We start from the raw sequence: 22,891 nt of genomic DNA, 5'->3' as shown, positions 1-22,891 counted from the left end.
CGCGCGAGGCGGGTCGCGGCCGAGTCGAAGGATCGACGAGGCGGCACTTGCCGGATTGGACGCGGCCGGGTCGTCGGGTCGAGAGAGGAGAGGTGCCGTGCAGGGTCTCCACCAGGGCAGCGGTCGCCGCGGGATCGGCGTATGGGCCGTGATGGTGCCCTTCGCCGTGCTCGCCGCCGATCGCGTCGGGGCGCAGGAAGACCCGGGCGTCGTCCGGCGGCTCGAGTCGGCGGCCGTGGTCCTCGCGGCCGATCGGATCGCCACCTGGCAGGAGGGCCCGACCCAGTGGGTCCGCCTCTCCGGTCGGGCCGCCGCCTTCCACGGGCTCGACGGGATCCGGGCGACCGAGGCCGTGGTCCGGATCGAGCCGGGCCGACATCCCGGGAGGCCGTCCTTCCTCGTCTCGGTCCACGCCGAGGGCGACGTCAGCGTCTCGGGGGACGAGGCGGCACTGCTACCGCAGGGTGACTGGTCCTTCCCCGAGTCGCCGGAGGTCCAGATTCGGGATCCCTTCGCCGGGGGGAGGGTCCAGCCGCTCCCCGGTCCGCTGACGGGAGATCCGGTCGTCGACCGGGCCAGGGCGGCCCCGTCGGGGCGCGGCCTCGGACAGGGGCGACCTGGCGTCGATCCCCCAATGCCGGCCCCTCCCGTCCCGGCATCGCCGACCGCTCCCGAAGCCGAAGCCGAAGCCGAAGCTGAAACGTCCCCGCGATCGGCCCCCCTGAGGGATGATTCGGTCAGCCGGGCGGCCCTGTTCCAGGCCGAGCCCGAAGTCGGACCGGGACCGCCCGGCCCCGCCGCCCCGAGGGGGCCTTCAACGGTGGAGGTCCCCCCCCCTCCCCCCTCGCCGACGCTCGACGCCCCCTTCTCCGATCCGTCCGCGACGCAATTCCGGCAGGACGACCCGTTCGGGGCCGAGTTGCCCGAGCCGACCTTGCCCGAGATCCCGCTGCTCCCCGAGATCGAGCCGCTCCCCGTCGCCCCCCCGGGGGAGGATTCGGGGGCCCCCGAGGTCGTCGCCCCGCCCGACTCGGCGCCGGCCGACGGTGGAGGCGAGCGGGTGCTCAACCCGCTGGCACCGAGTTCCCAGCGGGTGGTGAACATCTACCCGCTCAACCCCGGCCTGACCAAGTTCCGCCGCCTCGCCCGGACCGAAGACGGGACGGAGACGTATGTCGTCAACGGCGGGGTCCAGATCGTCGTCGAGGATCCGGATCGAGGGCTCATCGACGTCACGTCCCGGAATGCCGTCATCTGGACTCGGGAGGGGCCGGGTGGGTCGCTGTCGCTGGGCTCCTCGTCCCAGTCGACCGAGGACCCGCTGGAGATCTACCTGGAAGGGGACGTCGAGTTCCGCCAGGACAAGCGTGAGTTCACCGGGGTCGAGGACCAGCTCCGCGTCCAGGCCCGGCGCTTCTACGCCGACGTGAAATCTGAGCGGTTCTACTCCCTCGAGGCCGAGCTGGAGCAGTACGCCCCCGGCCTGCTGACCCCGCTCCGGACGATGGCCGACTCGATCGCCCAGTATCGGGAGCCGGTGACGGGACCCGACGGCAGCCCCACGCTCGGATTGCCGGCGATCCAGGCCCGCAACGCGATCACCACGGGCAGCCCCTTCGCCAACCCGGGATACCGGATCCGCAGCAACGTCGTTGATATGTTCAAGCTCGCCCCCGGCGACCGCCGAGGCCCGCTCCGCCGCAGGCTGCTCAACCCGGTGAGCGAGGGCGAGTCCGACGTCTTCCTCGTCGACGCCCGGAACAATTTCTTCTTCCTGGGGCCGGTCCCCTTCTTCTACTGGCCCCGATTCCTGACCACCACCGAGGACTTGAACCCGCCGCTTGAGCAGCTCTCCTTCCGCACCAACAACCTCTTCGGCCAGATGATCCTGACCGACTGGGACGGCTTCAAGCTGCTCGGGCTCCGGCAGCCGAAGTGGGTCGATGACTGGAACATCGACATCGACTACCTCAGCGACCGGGGCTTCGCCCTCGGGTCCGAGTTCGGCTACTTCGGGGACGACTTCTCCAGCGACCTGCTCGGCCGGGACCTGATGCCCGGGGTCAACTCGAATTACTTCGGCTACCTCGACCTCTGGGGGATCAACGACCGGGGCATCGACAACTTGGGCGGCGGGCCGGCGATCGTCACCGACGGCCCCCCGCTCTTCGCCGCCTTCCGCAACTCCGTCCCCCCCTTCCAGGACTTCCGGGGCCGGATCCTGTTCCGGCACATGCAGTCGCTCCTGCCCGACGACGCCGACCCGCTCGACGACTTCCGGATCCAGCTCGAGGCCGCTTACATCTCCGACCGCCACTTCCTCGAGCAGTACTTCAAGCGGCTCTTCGACTCCGGGCTCGACCAGCGGACTCGAGTCTACGGCATCCGGCAGTCGGGCACCCGGGCGTTCACCGCCACCACCGAGGCGATGCCGATGGACTGGTTCACCCAGTCCCAGTGGTATCCGAAGCTGGACTACTACCGGGTCGGGGGGGCCCCGTTCGACCTGGACCGCTATTTCCAGTACTTCCACCACTCCGGCGTCAGCTACGCCAATACGCACACCGCCTCCGAGGTGAACAACCCGAACCTCTTCTTCGGCTTCCTGCCCTACGACCCGAACACCCTCACGTCCGGCGCCTTCCGGACCGGCCGGCTCTACACCAACCACGAGCTGGACCTGCCCATCAAGCTCGGCGGCGCCAGGGTCGTCCCGTACGTGCAGGGGCAACTCATCGGCTGGGACAACCAATATAGCAGCGAACTGCCGACGATCGGCTTCAACCCCGCGCTGGAGCCACAGGACTACATCCGGGGGCCCCAGGGTTCGCTGATCGGCCGGGCCTGGGGGGCCTACGGTGCCCGGGCGGATATCGCGTTCTACCGGGCCTTCCCCCGGGTCGAGAACGAGCTGATGAACGTCCACGGGCTGATGCACAAGTCGGTCCTCTATGCCGACTACCGTAACGCCTTCTCCACCCTCTCGCTCAACCGGATCGGCGTGCAGGAGGATCTGGACGACAACACCTATGAGTTCGTCCGCCGCTATTTCGCGTTGAACGACTACGGTACCGGCGTCCTCCCGGCCCAGTACAGCCCGCTGCTGCTGACGCTCCGCCGCACCGGATCGCCGATCAGCGGCACGACCGACGTGCAGGACTCGATCCACACGCTGAAGGTCGGCACCAGCCAGCGCCTCCAGACCAAGCGGGGTCCGATCGACGACCGTCGGATCATCGATTTCATGACCCTGGACGCCTGGACGTACTATTTCCCCGAGGCCCAACGCGACAACTTCGGCGTCCCCTTCGGGCAGACCCAGTACCAGTTCGAGTGGTTCCTCGGCGACCGGACGAGCATCGTCTCCTCCGGGTGGTTCGACTACTTCGACATCGTCGGCGACCCGCGCTACCAGAACGACCCCAACGAGGGGATCAGCATCATCACCGCGGGCGTGAACATCAGCCGACCGCCCCGGGGGACGTTGTACATGGCCTACTCGATCATCGACACCGGCCCGATCAACACCTCGGCCCTCAACGCCAGCTACGGCTACTGGCTGAGCCCGAAGTGGTACAGCACGTTCGGGGGGCTCTACGACTTCGGCGAGGGGATGCTCCTGAGCACCAGCTTCTCCCTCACGAGGATCGGTGCCGACTTCCTCTCGACGGTCGGCCTGAGTTACACCCCGCTCCAGGAGAACTATTCGTTCGTCTTCGAGCTGGTCCCCCGATTCAGCCCGAGGACCCGACTCGGGTCGGCCGGCGGCGTGCCGTTCCGACCAGACCTTCGGTTCGCACCCATTCAATAATGAGCGATCCCCACCTCTTCCCCCGACCGGAACGGGGCGACGGCGATCGACACCGGACCGGGTCCGAGACCCGGGCCGGGACCGATCCGCCGACATCGCCGTCGAGCCCCGGCCCGTTCGAATTGCCCAGCGACGCCCTGCTCATCGACCTGGAGGCCGAGGCCGAGGGCCTCGACCACCACCCGTCCGGCGATCGTCGAGGGGCCACCACCCGGCGCAAGCTGGCCGAGGGGGCCCGTGGCATCAAGCTGGCCATCCGGGCCGAGTCGGGCTTCTTCGCCCACGGCTATCGGGGGCTCTTGATCGCCATCTCGGCGGTGATCCTCGACGTCTCGCCGATGGGATGGTGCTTCCTGATCGTCTCGGCGGCCCTGGTGCTGCTCGCCGAGACGTTCCGCTGCGGCGTCATCGCCGTGCTTGACGCGGCCGCCCGGCCCGGGGACCCGAAGGCCCGGGCCGCCGAGGAGATCGCCTCGGGGGGCTTGCTCTTCGCCTCGATCACCTCGGCGTGCCTGACGTTCACGGTCCTTGGTTCGAAACTCGGCGAGCTGCTCGGCTGGTGATCGTCGCGGGGCCCGATCCCGCCGCGCGATGCGGCGGGTCGACCCGGAGTCGATGCTCCAGGTCCTTCGGGGGTCCCACCAGGCTGACGATCCTCCTGAACTTGCCGGTCGTCGGGTCCGGCCCGAGACGATCGACGACCTCGATCGAGACCGAGACGACCCCCCGATAGCGGTACATCTCCAGTTGCCGGTCCAGCGCCCGCCACAGGTGGGGCCCGTCGAGCGAGGCCTCCTGCAACAGCTCGATCCGGACGACGAACCGATTCCGATCGACCTGGACGGCCTGCCACTCCCGGACCTCTCGGGCGTAGTCGAAGGCGTTCTTGAAGACGCTGGAGATGAGCTGGCGATACCGCCCGCCCTCCTCGATCCAGAAGGTATCCGCCGTCCGGCCGTCGATCCGCTCGACGCGGGGGAACTTGCTCCCGCACCGGCAGGGAGTGGCGGCCATCGTCACGATGTCGCCGACCTCGTACCTGATGAACGGCAGGGTCGTGTTGGCCAGGTTCGTGATGAGGACCTTCGAGCCGGGAGTGCCGTCCGGGACGGGCCGGTTCTGGGCGTCGACGACCTCCAGGATGGCCCAGTCGGCGTTGACGTGGGCGCCGGCGTCGGTCGGGCATCCATTGCTGAGGAAGGTACACTCGCCGGTGGCGTAGTTATTCATGACGTGTCGGCCGAACGCCGACTCGATGCGGAGCCGGGCCCGGTCGGTGAGCACCTCGCTGTTGTTGACCACCTGCTCCAGGCCCGGTGAGAGCTTGAGCCGGCCGGCCTCGGCGTGGAGGGCCAGTTCCTCGAGCACCCCGGCGTACCCAGTCAGCACGGTGGGCCGGAAGTCGTTCAGGCGAGAGACGACGTCGGGGTCCGTCTGGGAGAGCCAGAGCACCTTCAGGAAAGGTCGGGCGGCCGCGGGGATCGACTGGAAGACCGTGGCGGACGGGTAGAAGCCCCGTTTCAGGGTCACGATGGCCAACCTCGCGGGCGAGAGGAGCCGTCGGGCGGCCTCCGTCGGCGTGGGCTTCCTCGCGTTCCCCCGGGTCATCTGGAACCCGAACATCAGCTCGGTCAGGCTGCGGGGCTGGACGATCAGCATTGGCTGCCCCTGGCTCCCCGAGGTGTGACTGGCGACATACTTGCCGAGGAACCGCCTCCCCTCGTTGCCCGGGTCGTCGAGGAATCGCTCCAGGTCGGCCCGGCGGATCGCCGGGTCGGTGACGACCCGGTCGAAGTCGGCCATCAGCTCCGACTTGGTGGTCGGTTCCAGGTCCGCCAGGTCGAGGCGGTCGGGGTCGATCCCCCGGTACTTCTCCCGGTAGAAAGCCGAGTGCATCCTCGCATGGGAGACGATCGAACGAAGCCTCCGCCGCTGGATGTCGAGCACCCGACCCCGGTCCATCCGAGAGACTCGACTGAGCAACAGCGATCGGACGGTGAATCGAATCATCGTCTTCCTCAGGAAATGCCCGGTCTCCGGGCCGTCTCGCCCCCGGCCCCCGTCCCAACCCGTTGCGACCGATGGAGTCCGGATGCCGCGGGATAGATCTGAGATCGGCAGGACCGGGCGGAAACTCGACGCCGCCCGGCCCGCCGGCCCCTCCCGACTCCCCACGCCTTCCGGGTCAAGCGCCCTTGGCCGTGCGTCCCGGACGGGGTAACCTGGCGCGATTACCGCCTCGGGGATGATGCCCCGGGGACGTCCCCGGGCTCAACTTGAACCGATCGCCATGCATATCCTCGACATCCTCGACCGCGACCGCACGACCTTCAGCTTCGAGTTCTTCCCCCCCAAGACCGCGCAGGCCTCCGAAGACCTGTTCATGACGATCAGCCAGCTCCAGGAGCTGCAACCCTCGTTCGTCTCCGTCACCTACGGCGCGGGGGGCACCACCCGGGACCGCACCCACGAGCTGATCCTCCGGATCCAGGGCGAGACGAACCTGACCGCCGTCTCGCACCTGACCTCGGTCTGCCACACCCGGGAGGAACTCTCGGCGATCCTCGACCGCTATGCCGCGTCTGGGGTCGAGAACATCCTCGCCCTCCGGGGAGACCCGCCCCGGGACCTCGACGGCTACGACCGTGCGAACGACGCCTTCCAGTACGCCGAGGAGTTGGTCCGCTTCATCGCCTCGCACCCCAGGTCCCCCCACGCTCGGGGCTTCGGCATCGGCGTGGCAGGCTTCCCCGAGGGTCACCCGAACACCCCCAACCGCCTCAACGAGCTGGACCACCTGAAGGCGAAGGTCGACGCCGGGGCACAATACATTTGCACCCAGCTCTTCTTCGATAATCGGGATTTCTACGACTTCCGGGAGCGTTGCGAGCTGGCCGGGATCGCCGTGCCGATCATCGCCGGGATCATGCCCGTCACCTCGAAGACGGGGATGGTCCGCATGGCGGACCTCGCCCTGGGAGCCCGGTTCCCGGCCCGGCTCATCAAGGCCATCGATCGCTGCGCCCCGGACTTCACCGCAGAGCAGGTCGCCAAGGTCGGCATCCACTGGGCCACCGAACAGTGCCGCGACCTGCTCGACAACCACGTGCGGGGTATCCATTTCTACACCTTGAACAAGAGCGACGCGACCCGTCGGGTCTTCGAGAATCTCGGCGTCAAGGATTCCGTCGCCCTTCGCACGGCCTGAGCCATCATCCACGAGGGGCCGACGTCCGAGGCCCGACCGACGTCGAGCACGTCACTCACGCCGCCCCGGTCATCGTCCTCGACCCTTGCTTGCCTCGCCCAGAGCCGACGGCGATCGCCTCTCGATACAAACGATCGTAGGTGGGGACCATCCGGCCGGCCGGCTCGACCGGCCCCCCCGGGGCCGAGAGGCTTCGGAGCATCGCCGGGTCGACCAGGACTTGCTCGATCCGCGACCGGAGCCTCGCCGCGTCCCCCGGTTCGTAGACCAGGGCGTCTCGGCCCGGGGTGGAGAATTCGTCGATCCCCGCCACCGCGGCCAGGATTATCGGCAGGCCGAGGGCCCTCCCCGTCGCCATCGCCCCGGGGCTCAGGTCTCGACGAGAGGGGCAGACCAGCAGGTCGCTCGACGGCAGCCACTCGATGGGGTCGAGCGAGGCGGCGATGAATCGGAGGCGATCCCCTAGGGAACGAACTCCCTCCTCCCTCGCCATGTCCCGCATCGACTCGGGGGTCGTCGAGATCAGGGCGATCGCCGCCCGGTTCGACCGCAGGACCGGCAGCACCGCGTCGAGGAAGTCCCTCGCCCCGTCGTCCCCCGAGTCGTGGACGCAGGCGACGACCCAGGCCCCCGGTGCGATGCCCAGCGCCTCGCGGGCCGCAGACCGATCTGGGAACCCCGAGGTCGCGGCGACCTCCTCCCGCACCACCTCATAATTCCACCTCGACTCGACCGGGTGATAGGGCCGACGCACGCCCCAGGCCGGGAACGTGACGCGATACGCGTCCGAGAACGCTTCGATCGCCGCCCGGGCCGACTCGTCATCGAGCATCGCGAAGGCATCCCTGAAGTCGCCTGACTGGCGGACGGTCCAGAGCGCCGGGATCCCGGCAAGTCGGGCCGCATGGATCGAGGTGAAGCGGTCGAGCCCGATCGCGTGGACCAGGTCGAACCCGTCGAGCATCCCGCCCTCGGCCAGGCTCCGGGAGTGGTCGATTGGCCGGCGTCCTCCCCGCTCCCCGTCGACCTCGACCCGGATCCCGGCGTCCCGGAGCCGGTCGCCGATCGGCCCGTCCTTGCCCGCCCGGACCGAGGGCACCACCAGGCCCCGATCCCGGAGCCCCGTCGCCAGCTCCAGGAGGAACCGCCCATTGCCGGTCCCGTCCAGCCGATCGACCTCATACGCCACCCGGATCGGCCGATCTCGACGCGAATCGGGGATGTCGAGTCGTCGGGTGCAGACCCCAAGCCGCTCGTCCCGCTTCGAGAGCGCGGGGTGATGGAAGGGGTCGACGTGATCCCCCCAGGTGGCCCTGTAGGCCACCGCCTCCCGACGGTCCTCCTCGAACCCCCGAGACGCCCCCTCGAAGTGCAGCAGCTCGGCCCGGGGGGCGAAGACGCACCGCAGGCCATCCCTCCCCAGCCTCAGGCAGAAATCGACGTCGTTGTACCCGACCGCGAACCGTTCCTGGTCGAACCCCCCCAGTCCGAGGAAGGTCGACCGCCGGACGAGCATGCAGGCCGCTGTCACGGCGCCGAGGTTCCTCGACAGGCGGCCCAGGCGCTGATCGCCCCCGTCCCACCAGGGGGCGAGCCGAGCGGCGTGGCCGGGGTTGCCGTCGTAGAGGCCCGTCAGGATCCCGGCATGCTGCACCCGGCCGTCGGCGTAGAGGAGCCTCGCCCCCACCGCGCCGACGCCGGGCATCGACCCATACCCGACGAGCTGCCCCAGCCACTCCGGCCGTCGGACCTCCGTGTCGTTGTTCAGGAAGACGACGAACTCGGACCCCACGTCGAGCGAGCGGACGACCTCATTGTGGAGCCGGGCATAATTGAAGCCAGAACCGTCATTCTCGCTCCGGACGACGCGACACGGGGCTCCTAGCCCCGCCAGGTAGCCGAGGGTCTCCGGTCGCTCGCTCCCGTTATCGATGATGACGATCTCGAAATTGCCGTATGCGGTCCGTTCGAGGACCGAATCGACGCAGCGCCGGAGCAGCTCGACGCGATCCCGGGTCGGGATCAGGATGGCGACCTTCGGCCCATCCTCGGGGAAACCCAGCTCGAAGCCCGCGAACCGCTCCCGGGAGGCCCATTCGGGTTGCGAGACGCCCGCCACGATCCCCCGGCGCCCCATCGCCTCGACGAGTGCTTCGGCCATCCGGGCGATCGTCGCCGCAGTGCACCGCTCGATCGGGTCGGACTCGCCTCGTTCGGCCGGGACGTGGACGAGCACCCGGGGGACCCGCTCGAATCCCCCCGGGATCTCGGACAGCCTCAGCGCGAGGTCATACGCCCACGCGTCCCGACGCTCGACCCGGATCCCACCCACCTGCTCGAGCACCGATCGCCGCACCGCGAAGGTTCGGCCGATCGCCTGGTGTGAGAGCAACGCTTCCGGCGACCAACCCGGCCGGAACCTCGGCCCGAATCGGGAGCCGTCCCGGGCGACCCGATCCTCGTCGGAATAGATCAGGACCGGGGGCTCGTCGGGCTCCGCCGCCGCCCTGGCGTATTCCAGGAGCGCGTCCGGGGCCAGTCGAGCCCCTTGCTCCAGAACGACGACGTATTCGCCCGAGGCCCGATCGACCGCCTCCCGGAGTGCCCTGAATGGCTCGTCGTCCGGGGCCCCGACGATGACCGGGCCGTCGGCGACCGAGGCCGCCGTCGCCTCGGTACCCCCCACCAGGATGACTTCCCGGTCCGGGTAGATCTGCTCCCTCAAGCTTGAGAGCGTCTCCCGGAGCGCCCGGGTCCCGACCCCATGGGTCGCGACCACCACCGAGATCCGAGGCCGACGCTCCAACCGATCGAGCAACCGCCCCGCCTCGGCGACCCTGGTGGCGTCCCAGGCGTTGTTGCGGAGCCATTCGTCGTACGGGTCGCTTCGGGGCGGGATGAATCGCAGGATCGCGTTCGGGTCTCGCATCGAGTTCCCGGGGCCGTCCGGGGCGGAATCGGGAGTTCGGACGGGTTCGGGCGTGGTTCGTATCGGGGCTGTGGCCGGAGCCGTGTCACTCATCAGAAGTTCGGGCTCGATCCGTCTCGTCCTCCCCGTGAGGCGTTGTACTCCCCGGCTCATCGCCGCTTCGAGTCGCCTCCGGCAACCGCGGGCCGCGCCCTGGAGCAACGAGGCCGCCCGCCAGGCCCGGGACGACCTCATCGCCTCCAACTCGGCCGAGATCCGGGCGACCTCGGCCGAATGCTCGTCGAGCCGCTCGAGGAGCTCGCCGACCCGGCGATCTCTCACGTCGATCTCGGACTGGAGCCACGTCGCGTAGAGGCCGCGCTCGACCACCTGGCCGCGGAGCGCATCGCCCCTCCGGTCTCGCTCGGCGACCCTCGCCTCCAGCGACCGGATCCATCGATCCCGCTCCTCCAACCCGAGTTCGAGCATTCGGGCCGTCCCGGTCCGGATCGCCTCGAACTGTGAGTGGGGGGGGGCGATCCCCGACGGCTGGTCGGGGTCGGGGAGGACGGCCGGGAGATGGCGGCGGTCAGGTCGATCGGGCATGGCCGGCGACTCCGTTCGTCGGGCGGGTCGATCGGGAGCGGAACGGGAGCCCGGGGGGACCCCAAGGTCGATCCGGGGTGGCATACCGAGAATAATGGGGCCGGTCAATCCGAACCCGAGCCCTTGACTCTCCCGAGGACGCCACCGTGGTCGCCATCCTTCCCCTCCTCGTCCCCTTGCTCTTGCTCGGCACCGGCCCGTCCGCCGTCCCCCCTCCGGTCCCCCGAGAAGCCTCGGGGATCCCCCAGGACGGCGATCGGGTCGTGTTCATCGGCGACAGCATCACCCAGGCCGGCCGATATGTCGTGTACGTCGAGGCGTTCTTGCTGACCAGGTTCCCCGACCGCACCATCACGGTCATCAACCACGGACTCAGCAGCGAGACCGTCGCCGGCACCAGCGAGCCCGACCACCCGTCCCCCCGGCCCTGCATCCACGACCGATTCGACCGCGACGTGACCGCCTGGCGCCCCGACCGCGTCGTGTCCTGCTACGGGATGAACGACGGCATCTACCATCCCTTCGATCCCGAGATCCTCGCCCGATATCAGGACGGAATCCGCCGCCTCATCGAGCGTGCGGACGCCGAGGCCGACGCCCGGATCGACCTGCTCACCCCACCCCCGTATGACCCCTACCGCCGCCAGGTCGGAGACCCCGACGCCTCGTATTTCGGCTATCGGTACCCGTCCGCCGACTATGACGAGGTCCTCGACCGTTTCGGGGAGTGGATCGAGACGCTCGGCGGCGACGACCTGCTCGTCGCCGACGTCCACGACGCCTTCAATTCCCACCTCTCACTCCGCCGGGCCGACCGGGCCAGCGTGTCCCTCTCCCCCGATGGCGTCCACCCCGACACGACCGGGCACTGGCTCATCGCCCAGACGCTCCTGAAGGCTTGGGACGCCCCCCCCGTCGTGGCGGACATCCGCGTCGACGCCTCGGGCCGCCTGCCGCAGCCGGAGACGGTTCGAGACGTCTCGAACCGCGACGGAGCCGTGTCCTTCGATTGGGACTCCCCCCTCCCGATGCCGATCGACCCGGCCTGGGACCCTGAGTCGCTCCGAGTCGACTCGGTCAGCGACCTGCTGAACCGCTACCGGCTCGCCGTGACCGGCCTCGAAGGCGATCGCTATCGCCTGCTCGCCTCGTTCGAGGGCGAGGAGCCTGGCCCGGTCGGCTCCTTCTCCGCCGGGGAACTCGCGCGGGGGATCGACCTGAACACGATCCCCGTATTCCCCACCGTCGCCGCATCCCGGCAGGTCCTCGGACTCCTCTCTTCCCTCCGGGACGCCCAGGGCCGTGCCTTCCGTGCCTCGATCCGGGGCGAATCGTCCCCGGATGCCCCCCCTCCCCCCGGCGAGGATGCAGAGCAGATGGGCCCGATCCGGGACCTCTGCCGCCCCAAAGCGCTCAGGATCTTCATCGAGCCCATCCCCGCCCCATCCCCCGGCTCCTGAGGACCGGGACGGGGGCCGGCAGAACGTCGGGCAGGCACGTCGCGAGGGGGACCCGGCCCACGAGGAGGGATGCACGACGCCCCGGATCACCCCGGGATGGGACGGCCCCGCCTCCGTTCGGGTCGACCGGGTTTCGGGCTGCGACCGGATCACTCCCCGGCCTGGAGGACCCGGACCGAAGCCGGTTCGTCGAAGTCGGCGTCGAGGGCGGCGACCTGTTCGAGGGTCATCTCCGCGTCCTGGATCCAGAGTCGATAGCGGATCTCCAGGGGCTGGTCTTCCGTCAACTCGTACTCGAAGTAGGAGCCGAATCGGCCATAGTCGCGCTCGCTGTAACGTGCCTCCTTGGGGTTCTCGGGGTGGTCGAGGTAGCAGACGGTATAGCGCTCGCCGTCGACCACGATGCCCATGGCGTTCCAGGGCAGATTGATCGGCCCCTGGCCGGTATCTGGCTCCCAGTTGCGAGTCTCCCCGGGGGCGCCCTTGCCGTCGGGGCGGAGGTAGTAGGTCTGGCCCTTGGTCTCGTCGGCGACGTGATTGTCGGCGCGGAAGTGGACGCCGGCGTGCTGGGGGTCGCCGTCGAGCATCACCGGCCCCCCGGTCGTCTCCACCCGTGAGGCGAACTCGATGAGCCGGCCGCCGACGGTTGCGTAGGCGGTCAGCTCCCGGGTCTCCCGGGCGAACACCTCCCCCTCCTGCCCATGCCAGTCGATCCGGGCGAGGTGGCGTCCGAGCACCGGTCCCGCCTCCCGGGACAGGGTCTCCTCGTGGGACTGGAACGCCTTCCCCCGGGCGTGCCAGACGTCGGCCTGCTTGCCGTCGCCGTAGCTGACCCGGTTGTAGCCGAAGAAGAGGCCCCGGTGGTGGGTGTAGAGTCCTCCAGGGCCCTTGGAGAGGCGTCGGCCGTCGGGGGCGAACAGGTGGTGGAAGGGCTTGTAGGTCTGCTCACGGGTCTCAGGACTCGACTCGTCCAGTTCGGGGCGGACGTAGAGCAGCAGGGGGTCCGAGCCGAAGGAAAGGCGGTCCCCCTCGTCCGTCTCCTCCCAGGAGAACGTCGAGGACCCGGAGCCCGTTTCCCCCCGGGAGACCTCGAACCGGGCAGACTCCCCCGCGTCGAGCCGATCCGGGATGAAATTCACCTCCAGGGCGACCCGGCCCGACGCGGCGTCGAACCGGGTCCGGTCGGCGAGCAGCGAGGGGGCGGTGAGCTGCCCGAGGATCTCCGTCCCGCCCTCGGCAGTCAGGACGATCGGGTCTCCCGGCGAGAAGTCGTCCGGCAGCGGCAGGATCGCCCGGACGGGCAGCCCGGACCGGTCGTGCTCGCCGGCCTCGACCTCGATGGTGACGGATTGGGCGACCGAGGGATCGGGCAAGGCCGCGAGCAGGGTCGCGGCGACGGCGGACGAGGCGATGAATCGACGCATGGGGATACGCTCCTTGGTCCGGATTCCGGGCGGCGGCCATCCTAACCGATCCGACGGCCACGGGCGCGGGGCCGAGGTGGGAAAACCTCTTTCAATCTTGGTTGGAGATGGCATCCTGGGAGGTGGGGGGGGCCGCCGGGCCTCCCGGCTTCTCGTCGCAGGGGAGACTCGGACTCATGGCTCGATCGACGCGACGGACGTTCCTCACGGGCTCGATGGCCGCCATCGGTGCCGGGTTCGCGATCGGGGGGACCAAGGCCAGCGGCCGGATCCTCGGCGCCAACGACACCATCAACCTGGCCGTCGCCGGGCTCAACGGCCGGGGGGGCGCCCACGTCGGCGAGTTCTCCGGCATGGAAGGTGTCCGCATCACCCACCTGGTCGACCCGGACATCCGGACCTTCGATAAGCGGGTCAAGCAGGTCTCCGACCGCTCCGGGAATAGCCCGAAGACGGTCCAGGACATCCGCCAGGTGCTCGACGACCCGGACGTCCACGCCGTCTCGATCGCCACGCCGAACCACTGGCACAGCCTGATGGCGGTCTGGGCCTGCCAGGCGGGCAAGGACGTCTACGTCGAGAAACCCTGCAGCCACAACATCCACGAGGGGCGCGTCGCCGTCGAGGCCGCCCGCAAGTACGACCGGATCGTCCAGCACGGCACCCAGAGCCGGTCCAGCCGATCCTGGGCCGAGCTGGCGGAGCTGAGCCGGTCGGGCAAGTACGGCCCGCTGCTCGTCTCCCGGGCGCTCTGCTACAAGCCTCGCAACAGCATCGGCTTCAAGCCGACCGGTCCGGCACCGTCGGAGGTGGACTTCTCGTTGTGGCTCGGTCCGGCGCAGGACCACCCGTTCCACGAGAACCTCGTGCACTACAATTGGCACTGGTTCTGGGACTTCGGCAACGGCGACATCGGTAACCAGGGCGTCCACCAGATGGACATCGCCCGCTGGATGATCCCCGGGCCCACCTACCCGACTCGCGTCGTCAGCCTCGGCGGCCGCTTCGGCTACGAGGACCAGGGGGAGACGCCGAACACCCAGATCACCGTCATGGATTACGGCGACACCCAGCTCGTCTTCGAGGTCCGGGGCCTGGAGACCGGCGAGTACCGGGGCGAGAAGGTCGGCAACATCCTCCATTTCGAGGAGGGCACCGTCGCCGGCGGCAAGTTCTACCCGAAGGGCAGCGACGAGGCCGAGCCTCTGGTCGAGGTCGAGGTTGAACGAGGCCCTGGTGACGGCCACTTCGGCAATTTCATCGCCGCCGTCCGGAGCCGGAAGAAGGAGGACCTCAACGCCGAGATCCTCGAAGGGCACGTCTCCAGCGCCCTCTGCCACCTGGCGAACCTTTCCTACCGGGTCGGCGAGCCCCGCTCCTTCGACACCGTCGACGAGGCGCTCGGCACCGACGACGTCGCCCGGGAGACCGTCGGGCGCATGTGTGAGCACCTCAAGGACGACAACGGCCTCTCGCTCGACGGCATGCAGTACCGCCTCGGCCGGAATCTCCGGTTCGACGGCGACGCCGAGCGGTTCATCAACGATCCCCAGGCCGACGAACTGCTCTCCCGGGATTACCGGGCGCCGTTCGTCGTGCCGGAGACGCTGGCCTGATCCCCTCGTACGACGTATGGGCCGTCCCCCCAATCAGATCGGGGGGGGACGGCCCAGGCCCGGTTGGCCGGTCCCCCGCCAAGGACGGAGCTGAAGGCGATCCCGAGTCCGGCCGCCTGGTCGATGCCCCTGAATCGCGGTTCCGGGAATCGAAAGCAGCTTCGGAATGGGGCGTCGAACCGGACGACCTCGCCTCCGACCCGGGCCGGTCTCGACTCAAGCTCCCCCGCCGCCGGGCGAATGGTTCCCCGGAGAGGCCGTCGAGGCGGCGGCCGGCTTGATGGGAAACGATCGAGAGGTCCGGGGACGATGGCGAAACGGTGCCCCTACTGTGCCGAGGAGATCCAGGACGAGGCGATCAAATGCAAGCACTGCCTCTCCTGGCTCGGTCCCGGTCCCGAGCCCCGGGGGGACGTCTCCTCGCCCTGGGACGTGGGGCCGTCCAAGGCAGCTGGCGGTCTCGGCAGCCTGCGGAGGCCGACGGACGACCGGATGATCGCCGGAGTCTGCGCCGCGCTCGGCCGGTTCATCGGGATCGACCCGACCTGGATCCGGATCGCCTTCGCCGCGTTCACCGTCTTCACGGCTGGCGTCCCGGGGATCGTCCTGTATATCATCATGGCGCTGGTCATCCCGACGGAGGACGGGGCGGATCGCTGGACGGCCTGAGGCGGGGGATTGCCCGACGATGACGACCGCACGGATCGGCCTGGCGCTACGCCTGATCGGACCGGCGTTGGAGCTCGTCTGCATCGGCCTGATCCTCTGGGAAGGTCGCCGAGGGCGGCCGCTTCTTCCCCCACCGCTCGGATGGCTGCCCTACATCGGCGTGGCCCTCGGCCTGGCGATGGTGGCCATCGGCCTGAGCCTCAGCACGCCACGGCCGTCCCGATCCCGCACTCGCGATCGGGCCGACGAGCTCCGGGGCTGAATTCCCCAGGTGACTTGACCGGGACTCCATCGGTGGGCTCAGCCCGGCCCGCCACCCCCTCGGACGGAACGCGCCCCATGGAGTCGCAGCACGAACCGGGCCTCGACCGCCTTCCCCCGACGGCCGAGGCCCCCCCGTCGGCGACCCACCGGCCCACCGGCCTGCCGAAGGGCTATGGGAGGGTCTATCGCTACTACGACCTGATCATGGCCGCTTTCGTCACCGTGCTGCTCTGCACGAACCTGATCTCGGCCCCGAAGCGGGTCGAGCTCGGGGGGTTCGTCTTCGGAGCGGGCGTGCTCTTCTTCCCGATCAGCTACCTGTTCAACGACATCCTCACCGAGGTCTACGGCTACAAGCGGTCCCGCAAGGTGGTCTGGGCCGGGTTCGGCGCGCTGGCGTTCGCGGCCCTCGTCAGCCAGGTGGTTCTGGCGCTCCCGGCCGCGTCGTCCTGGCCGAATCAGGAGATCTGGGAGACGGTCTTCGGCGGGACCTGGCGGATCATCCTCGCCTCGATGGCGGGGTTCTTCGGCGGCGAGTTCGTCAATTCGTACACCCTGGCCAAGATGAAGCTCTGGACCGGAGGTCGGTTCCTCTGGACCCGGACCATCGGCTCGACCCTGACCGGGGAGGCGGTCGACTCCATGCTTTTCTACCCGATCGCCTTCCTCGGCCGCCCAGGATGGTCCCTCCAGGACGTCGTCGGGGTGATGATCGCCAACTACCTCTTGAAGGTCGGCTGGGAGGTCGTCGCTACCCCCGTCACCTACCGCGTCGTCGGCTTCCTGAAGCGGGTCGAGCACGAGGACTATTACGACTACGACACGAATTTCACCCCATTTTCCCTGCAGACATGATCCCCCTCGCGCGTCTTCGGCGGGAGGATCGCTGGGCCGCAAGGATGGAGCACGCCGACCGGATCATCGAAGGGCCGGGGCGAATTACGGGCGGAGGACGGCCCATGTGCGGGATCGTCGGGTACGTCGGGCCGAGGGACGCCGGCCCGATCCTGCTGGCAGGGTTGAGACGCCTGGAATACCGGGGGTACGACAGCGCCGGCGTCGCGACCCTGCGGGGCGGGGAGCTCGTCGTCCGGAAGCGGGCCGGCCGGGTCCGCGATCTGGAGGCGCTGCTCGCGGCCGATCCCGCCGCCGGGCGCTGCGGGATCAGCCACACCCGATGGGCGACCCATGGGCCCCCGGATGACGCCAACGCCCACCCCCACCTCGGCGGCGAGGGCGCGGTGGCCGTCGTCCACAATGGAGTGATCGAGAATCACGCCGACCTCCGCCGGGAACTCGGGGCACGAGGGATCCGGCTCGTCAGCCAGACCGATACCGAGGTCATTGCCCACCTGATTGCCGAGGAATTGTCGGGCGGCGTCGAGCCGCTCGACGCGGTCCTCCGGATCCTCCCCCGGCTGGAAGGGACGTACGGCTTGGCCGTCGTCTGTCGGGATTTCCCGGATCAGGTCGTCGGCGCGAGGCTCGGCAGCCCGATGGTCGTCGGCTTCGGAGACGACGAGCATTTCCTCGCCAGCGACCCGTCGGCCATCGCCGCCCACACCAGGCGGGTCGCCTACCTGCAGGACGGCGAGGTCGCGCTGCTGAGCCCCTCAAGAGTCGAGATTTTCCATCGCGAGCGAGGGCCGATCACCCCCAGGATCGACCGGATCGACTGGCAGCCGGACTCGGTGGAACTCGGCTCATTCTCCCACTACATGCAGAAGGAGATCCGCGAGCAGCCGTCGACCATCCGGGACGCCTGCAGGGGCCGTCTCCGACCCGCCGAGGCGACCGCCCAGTTCGGCGGGCTGAACCTGTCCGCCTCACGGCTTCGTCGGATCCGCCGGGTCGTCTTCGCCGCCTGCGGCACGAGCTGGCATGCGGCCCTGGTCGGAGAATACCTCATCGAACGCCTGGCGAACCTGCCGGTGGAGGTCGAATACGCCAGCGAGTTCCGCTACCGCAATGCCCCGCTCGACGACCGCACCCTCGTCTTCGTCCTCAGCCAGTCCGGCGAGACGGCCGACACGTTGGGAGCCCTCCGAGAGGCCCGGCGCCGGGGCTTCCCCACGCTGGCGATCTGCAACGTCGTCGGCAGCACGATCGCCCGAGAGGCCGACGGCGGCATCTACCTGCACGCCGGGCCCGAGATCGGCGTCGCGAGCACCAAGGCGTTCTCGGCCCAGGTCGCCGTGCTGGCGATGCTGGCACTGCACCTCGGGCGCCTCCGCCAGCTCTCCTTCCCGGCCGGGATGGAGGTGCTCCGGGCGATCGAGTCGGCCCCCGACCTCATCGGGCGGATCCTGGATCGCGAGCCGGAGGTCATCGCCGCCGCCGAGCGGGTGGCGATCGCCAGGAGCGTCCTGTTCCTGGGACGGGATCTCCACTACCCCGTCGCCCTCGAAGGGGCCCTCAAGCTCAAGGAAATCAGCTACCTCCACGCCGAGGGATACCCGACCGCCGAGATGAAGCACGGCCCGATCGCCCTGATCGACCCGGAAACGCCGAGCGTCTTCGTCGCCCCCCGGGGAAGCCTGCACGGGAAGACCCTCGGCAACATCGAGGAGGTCCGGGCCCGGCGAGGCCCGGTCATCGCCGTCGGCACCGAGGGGGACGACTCGCTGGCCGGCCTCGCGGATCACGTCCTGAGCATCCCCGACGCCCCGGAGGTGATCCAGCCGCTGCTGGCGATCGTGCCGCTCCAGTTGCTCGCCTACCACGTCGCCCGGCTGCGGGGGTGCGACATCGACAAGCCCCGCAACCTGGCCAAGAGCGTCACGGTGGAATGAGCCGGGCCGGATCTCGTCTCGATCACCTCGGGAGCGCGAACTCGGGCTCAACGGCGATCGCCGCGGCCTCCCCCGGTTCGATGCCGTTCGCGGCCGCCACGGTCGCCACCATGTGGTCGACCGACGGGCTCATCCACCCGAGCAGGGTCTGGGGGAAGATTCCCAGCCAGACGGTCAGTACGACCAGGGGGGCCGCGATGACGAGCTCCCTCGTGCTCAGGTCGGGCAGGCCGCGATGCGCCTCGTTCCGCCCGAGCAACACCCGCTGGATCGTCCAGAGGATGTATCCCGCCGTGAGCACGACCGCCGCCGCGGCCAGGACCGCCAGGCCGTAGCTGTAATTGAACGCCGAGAGCACCACGAACACCTCGGCCACGAAGCCGCAGAGGCCGGGGAGGCCCATCGAGCCGAAGAAGATCAGCATGGTGACGCCGCCGTAGACCGGCATCGGATCCATCAGGCCGCCGAGGCGGTCGAGATCCCGGGTATGGAGCCGGTCGTAGACGACCCCGACGAGGAAGAACATCCCCGCCGAGGTGATCCCGTGGGCGACCATCATGAACATCGCCCCGTTCACCCCGTAGGCGTAGTACCTCGGGTCGACGAGGTTCATGACCGCGAGGCCGAGCGTGACGTACCCCATGTGGCTGACCGAGCTGTAGGCGACCAGCCGCTTGAAGTCCGTCTGGGCCATCGCCGCCAGTGCGCCGTAGAGGATGCCGACCACCCCCAGGACCGCGACCGTCCAGGACAGCTCGTAGGCCCCGATCGGCGCGAGCGGCCAGGCCAGGCGGATCAACCCGTACCCTCCCACCTTCAGCAGGACCCCGGCCAGGATCATGCTGATCGGCGTCGGCGCCTGGACGTGGGCGTCGGGCAGCCACGTGTGGAACGGCACGGCGGGCAGCTTGATCAGGAAGCCGATCAGGAACAGGGCGAAGACGACCGACTGGACCCCGAAGCCGAAGATCGTCCCCGAGAAGTGCCCGGACGAGGCCATCAGCCGGAGGGCGTCGAAGCTGTGGAGGGCCTCCCCCCCCTCGGGCGCGTAGAAGTAGAGGATCAGGATCGCGACCAGGATGAAGACCGAGCCGAACAGGGTGTACAGCAGGAACTTGATCGCCGCGTATTCCCGACGCTCCCCCCCCCAGATGCCGATGAGGAAATACATCGGCAGCAGCATGAACTCGAAGAAGACGAAGAAGAGGAACAGGTCGAGCGCCAGGAAGACGCCCAACATGCTCGACAGCAAGAGCAGGAAGAGCGAGAAATACCCCTTCACCGCCCGGTCGATCCCCCAGGAGGCCAGGCACGCCAGCAGGCTGATCAACCCGGTCAGCAGGACCAGACTCATGCTGATCCCATCGAGACCGAGGAAGTACTGGACGTTGAAGTACGAGATCCAGGCTCCTCGATAGACGAAGTCGCCGGGCTCGTCGGTCACGGCAATCGACCCAGTGACCTCGTCGACCGTCAGCGTATTGCGTTCGGCCCGCTCCGAAAGCGGGAGGTCCACTCCCACGCTCCCGGCAGCCAGGAACGATTGGAAGGCAACCAGGGCGAGGACGAAGGTCAGGACGGTGATCGCCAGCGCGGTCGCCTTGACGGCCAGGTCGTTCCGCGCCGGGAGGAACAGGACGAGCACGCTGCCGACCAGCGGGACGGCCCAGAGCATGCTGAGCAGCAGGTTGTCGCTCATGATCGATCGACCTCGAACCGGGGCGTCCCCGGCCTAGCGGATGACCCAGACGAAGACGCCGACCGAGAGCACGATGAAGGCCAGCGAGAGGACCATCAGGTACCCCCGCACCCTGCCCGTCTGGAGCCGTCGGCCCGCGTCACCGAGGGCGAACGTGAGCCGGGCCACCAGGGTGACGACGCGATCGACGACCGATTGATCGACCCGACGATCCAGGAGGCTCAACGCGACCGTCGCCCGGGCCGAGCCCTCGACCACCCCGTCGATGACCGTGCGGTCGAACCGGCTCGCCAGTCGGGCGATCGCCAGGGTCGGCCGGACGAACAGGGCCTGGTACACCTCGTCGAAATACCATTTGTTGACGAACAGGCCGTAGAGCCCGCCCAGCTGGCCGGCCATGCGTGCCGGGTCGATTCGGCGGATCGTCTTGCTCGGGTGGTAGGCCAGGAACGCCAGGCCGATCCCGACGACGAGGACCAGGATTGACGTTGCCGCCGCCCAGAGGTGGGCCGAGCCGATCGACCGGGCCGACAGAGGCGCCCCGTAGGCCAGCCAGTCCTCCAGGATCGGATGGAATGGCAGACCGACGATCGTGAGCGGCAGGATCGTCAGCGGCCAGCCGATCATCACCGTCGGCACGGCGAGGATCCGGAGCGGCCAGGTGATGCGGGGCCCGCCCTCGTGGGCACGGGTGACCGGGTCGTCCTCGTGCCCGTGCTCGGCGACGAGGCCCGAGGCGGACCAGCCCCTCGACCGACCCGAGAACAGCAGGAACCACATCCGGAACATGTAGAACGCCGTCATCGCCGCGCCGATCGCGGGCAGGATGAGGAGTGCGACATGACCCGGCCGATCGACCACGAATCGGATGGCCGAGGCGAGGATCGCATCCTTCGAGTAGAACCCGCTGAAGAGCGGCACTCCGGAGATCGCCAACGTCGCCAGAAGCATCGTCGTCGAGGTGATCGGCATCTTCCGCCGCAGTCCGCCGAGCGGGCGGAGGTCATACGTGTGGACCGCGTGGTGGACGCTGCCCGCGCCCAGGAAGAGCAACGCCTTGAAGAAGGCATGCGTCAGCAGGTGGAACAGCCCGGCCGCCCACCCGCCGACCCCGAGGGCGAGCATCATGAACCCGAGCTGGCTGACCGTCGAATATGCCAGCACCTTCTTGTAATCGACCTGTACCAGCGCGATCGTCGCCGCGATGAACAGCGTGATCCCGCCCGCATAGGCGATAATCAGCAACACTTCATCCGTGAAGAGCGGGAAGAACCGGCCGACGAGGTAGACGCCCGCCGCCACCATCGTCGCCGCGTGGATCAGGGCCGATACGGGCGTGGGCCCGGCCATCGCGTCGGGGAGCCAGACGTGCAGCGGGAACTGGGCACTCTTGCCTACGCAACCGGCGAAGATCCCCAGCCCCGCCAGGACGAGCACCCAGTGCGGGATCGCCCGGACCCCGGCGCCCAGTACCACGACGTGCTCCTCGGCCGGCTCCCCGGCGGCAATCCGGCCGAGGTCGTCCCCCTGCCTGGCCTCGACGCTCGCCAGGCCCGAATTGATCTCGGCGATGTCGAGCGTGCCGAGCTGCGTCCAGAGGAGCCCGAGGCCGACGAGCATCCCCACGTCGCCGACCCGGTTCACGAGGAACGCCTTGTTCGCCGCGTCGGCGTTCGACCGGTCCTCGTACCAGAAGCCGATCAGCAGGTACGAGCAGAGGCCGACCAGCTCCCAGAAGACGAACACCATGAAGGCGTTGCTCGACGCGACCAGCCCGAGCATCGAGAAGCAGAACAGCGACAGGTAGGCGAAGTACCGGGGGAGGCGCGGATCCCCCCCCATGTATTCCATGGAATAGACGTGGATCAACGTCGCGATGAACGTCACCATCACGAACATGATCGCCGCGAGGTTGTCGATGAAGATCCCGATCGGGATCCTCAGCGGACCCCGATCCGGCGAGAGGCCGCCGCCCAGCGAGACCCAGTCCCAGCTCCCGGTCCAGGCGACCTTCCCGCCCCCCGTGCCGGGATGGCCCTCCTCCTCGACTCCCGGGGTGGCCGCCCCCACTTCGACGTGGTGGACCGCCATGCCGCCGGACTCGACCCAATACGACCCGAGGCCGACCATCGAGAGGAGTAGCGAGATGGCGATCGCGACGGTGGCGATCAGGGCGTTCGCATGCCTCGTCCGGCGGATGCCCAGGATCTGGACGACGAACGCCCCCAGCGGGATCAAGACGGCGGCGACGTACAGCCAGCCTTGCCACTGGTTCATCTTCGGGATCGCCTCGCGAGGGGACGGGACGGCGGTCGCCCGATCCGCCTCGATCGACCAACGGGGAGGGCCCGCTCCCGGATAGGGAACGGGATCGTGGGGCGAGATGGGTGGACTATGGCATATTGGCCGGGGCCCTGACAAGGGCCTAACGGAC

At 69.0% G+C, this 22,891-nt stretch carries 14 protein-coding genes; 9 read left to right on the top strand and 5 right to left on the bottom strand.

Annotated elements, in window-relative coordinates:
- Positions 1–97: 97 nt before the first annotated feature.
- Together ElP_RS06830 and ElP_RS06825 are read left to right on the top strand one after the other, a co-directional pair.
- Positions 98–3,811 (top strand): hypothetical protein, encoded by a 3,714-nt coding sequence (locus tag ElP_RS06830; RefSeq protein WP_145267902.1) that lies wholly within the window; start codon positions 98–100, stop codon positions 3,809–3,811.
- Positions 3,812–3,933: 122 nt separating this feature from the next.
- Positions 3,934–4,374, top strand: coding sequence for a diacylglycerol kinase family protein (locus ElP_RS06825; protein ID WP_197446775.1), 441 nt, complete (start codon positions 3,934–3,936; stop codon positions 4,372–4,374).
- Here ElP_RS06825 and ElP_RS06820 read toward each other — a convergent pair.
- Positions 4,331–5,821, bottom strand: coding sequence for a phenylacetate--CoA ligase family protein (locus ElP_RS06820; protein WP_145267900.1), 1,491 nt, complete (start codon positions 5,819–5,821; stop codon positions 4,331–4,333). The genes ElP_RS06825 and ElP_RS06820 overlap by 44 nt on opposite strands.
- Positions 5,822–6,101: 280 nt before the next feature.
- Here ElP_RS06820 and metF point away from each other — a divergent pair, with 280 nt between their 5' ends.
- A complete protein-coding gene (gene metF, locus ElP_RS06815) occupies positions 6,102–7,019 on the top strand; it encodes a methylenetetrahydrofolate reductase [NAD(P)H] (RefSeq protein WP_145267899.1) in 918 nt (305 codons plus the stop codon).
- 55 nt (positions 7,020–7,074) lie between these two features.
- Here the strand turns inward: metF and ElP_RS06810 are convergent, their stop codons facing one another.
- Complete coding sequence (locus ElP_RS06810; RefSeq protein WP_197446774.1) at positions 7,075–10,533, bottom strand: glycosyltransferase; 3,459 nt, start codon at positions 10,531–10,533, stop codon at positions 7,075–7,077.
- A gap of 146 nt (positions 10,534–10,679) precedes the next feature.
- Here ElP_RS06810 and ElP_RS06805 point away from each other — a divergent pair, with 146 nt between their 5' ends.
- On the top strand, positions 10,680–11,993 hold the full coding sequence (locus ElP_RS06805; RefSeq protein ID WP_197446773.1) for an SGNH/GDSL hydrolase family protein: 1,314 nt from the start codon (positions 10,680–10,682) through the stop codon (positions 11,991–11,993).
- A gap of 149 nt (positions 11,994–12,142) precedes the next feature.
- Here the strand turns inward: ElP_RS06805 and ElP_RS06800 are convergent, their stop codons facing one another.
- A complete protein-coding gene (locus tag ElP_RS06800; RefSeq protein ID WP_197446772.1) occupies positions 12,143–13,417 on the bottom strand; it encodes a DUF6807 family protein in 1,275 nt (424 codons plus the stop codon).
- A gap of 176 nt (positions 13,418–13,593) precedes the next feature.
- Between ElP_RS06800 and ElP_RS06795 the strand changes: the two genes are divergently transcribed.
- The 5 genes from ElP_RS06795 to glmS all read left to right on the top strand — a co-directional run bounded on the left by ElP_RS06795 (position 13,594) and on the right by glmS (position 18,758).
- Positions 13,594–15,033, top strand: coding sequence for a Gfo/Idh/MocA family protein (locus ElP_RS06795; protein ID WP_145267895.1), 1,440 nt, complete (start codon positions 13,594–13,596; stop codon positions 15,031–15,033).
- Between the two features lie 309 nt (positions 15,034–15,342).
- Entirely contained in the window at positions 15,343–15,702 is a 360-nt protein-coding gene (locus ElP_RS06790; RefSeq protein ID WP_145267894.1) for a PspC domain-containing protein, read from the top strand.
- Between the two features lie 19 nt (positions 15,703–15,721).
- Positions 15,722–15,964 carry a hypothetical protein gene (locus ElP_RS06785; RefSeq protein ID WP_145267893.1) on the top strand — a complete coding sequence of 81 codons (243 nt, stop codon included), beginning with the start codon at positions 15,722–15,724 and terminating at the stop codon, positions 15,962–15,964.
- A 77-nt stretch (positions 15,965–16,041) separates the two neighbouring features.
- Positions 16,042–16,821 carry a queuosine precursor transporter gene (locus ElP_RS06780; RefSeq protein WP_145267892.1) on the top strand — a complete coding sequence of 260 codons (780 nt, stop codon included), beginning with the start codon at positions 16,042–16,044 and terminating at the stop codon, positions 16,819–16,821.
- A gap of 104 nt (positions 16,822–16,925) precedes the next feature.
- The gene (glmS, locus tag ElP_RS06775) at positions 16,926–18,758 is read left to right on the top strand and encodes a glutamine--fructose-6-phosphate transaminase (isomerizing) (RefSeq protein WP_145267891.1); all 1,833 of its coding nucleotides are present in this window, start codon (positions 16,926–16,928) and stop codon (positions 18,756–18,758) included.
- A 22-nt stretch (positions 18,759–18,780) separates the two neighbouring features.
- Here glmS and ElP_RS06770 read toward each other — a convergent pair whose 3' ends face one another.
- On the bottom strand, positions 18,781–20,457 hold the full coding sequence (locus ElP_RS06770) for a complex I subunit 4 family protein (RefSeq protein WP_145267890.1): 1,677 nt from the start codon (positions 20,455–20,457) through the stop codon (positions 18,781–18,783).
- A gap of 33 nt (positions 20,458–20,490) precedes the next feature.
- On the bottom strand, positions 20,491–22,734 hold the full coding sequence (nuoL, locus tag ElP_RS06765; protein ID WP_145267889.1) for an NADH-quinone oxidoreductase subunit L: 2,244 nt from the start codon (positions 22,732–22,734) through the stop codon (positions 20,491–20,493).
- Positions 22,735–22,891 lie beyond the last annotated feature (157 nt).

It is taken from the genome of Tautonia plasticadhaerens (genome assembly GCF_007752535.1).
In the GTDB taxonomy this organism is placed as follows: Bacteria; Planctomycetota; Planctomycetia; order Isosphaerales; family Isosphaeraceae; genus Tautonia; species Tautonia plasticadhaerens.
The sequence above is the reverse complement of the archived record's forward strand: the minus strand, read 5'-3'. Positions and strand labels throughout refer to the sequence as shown.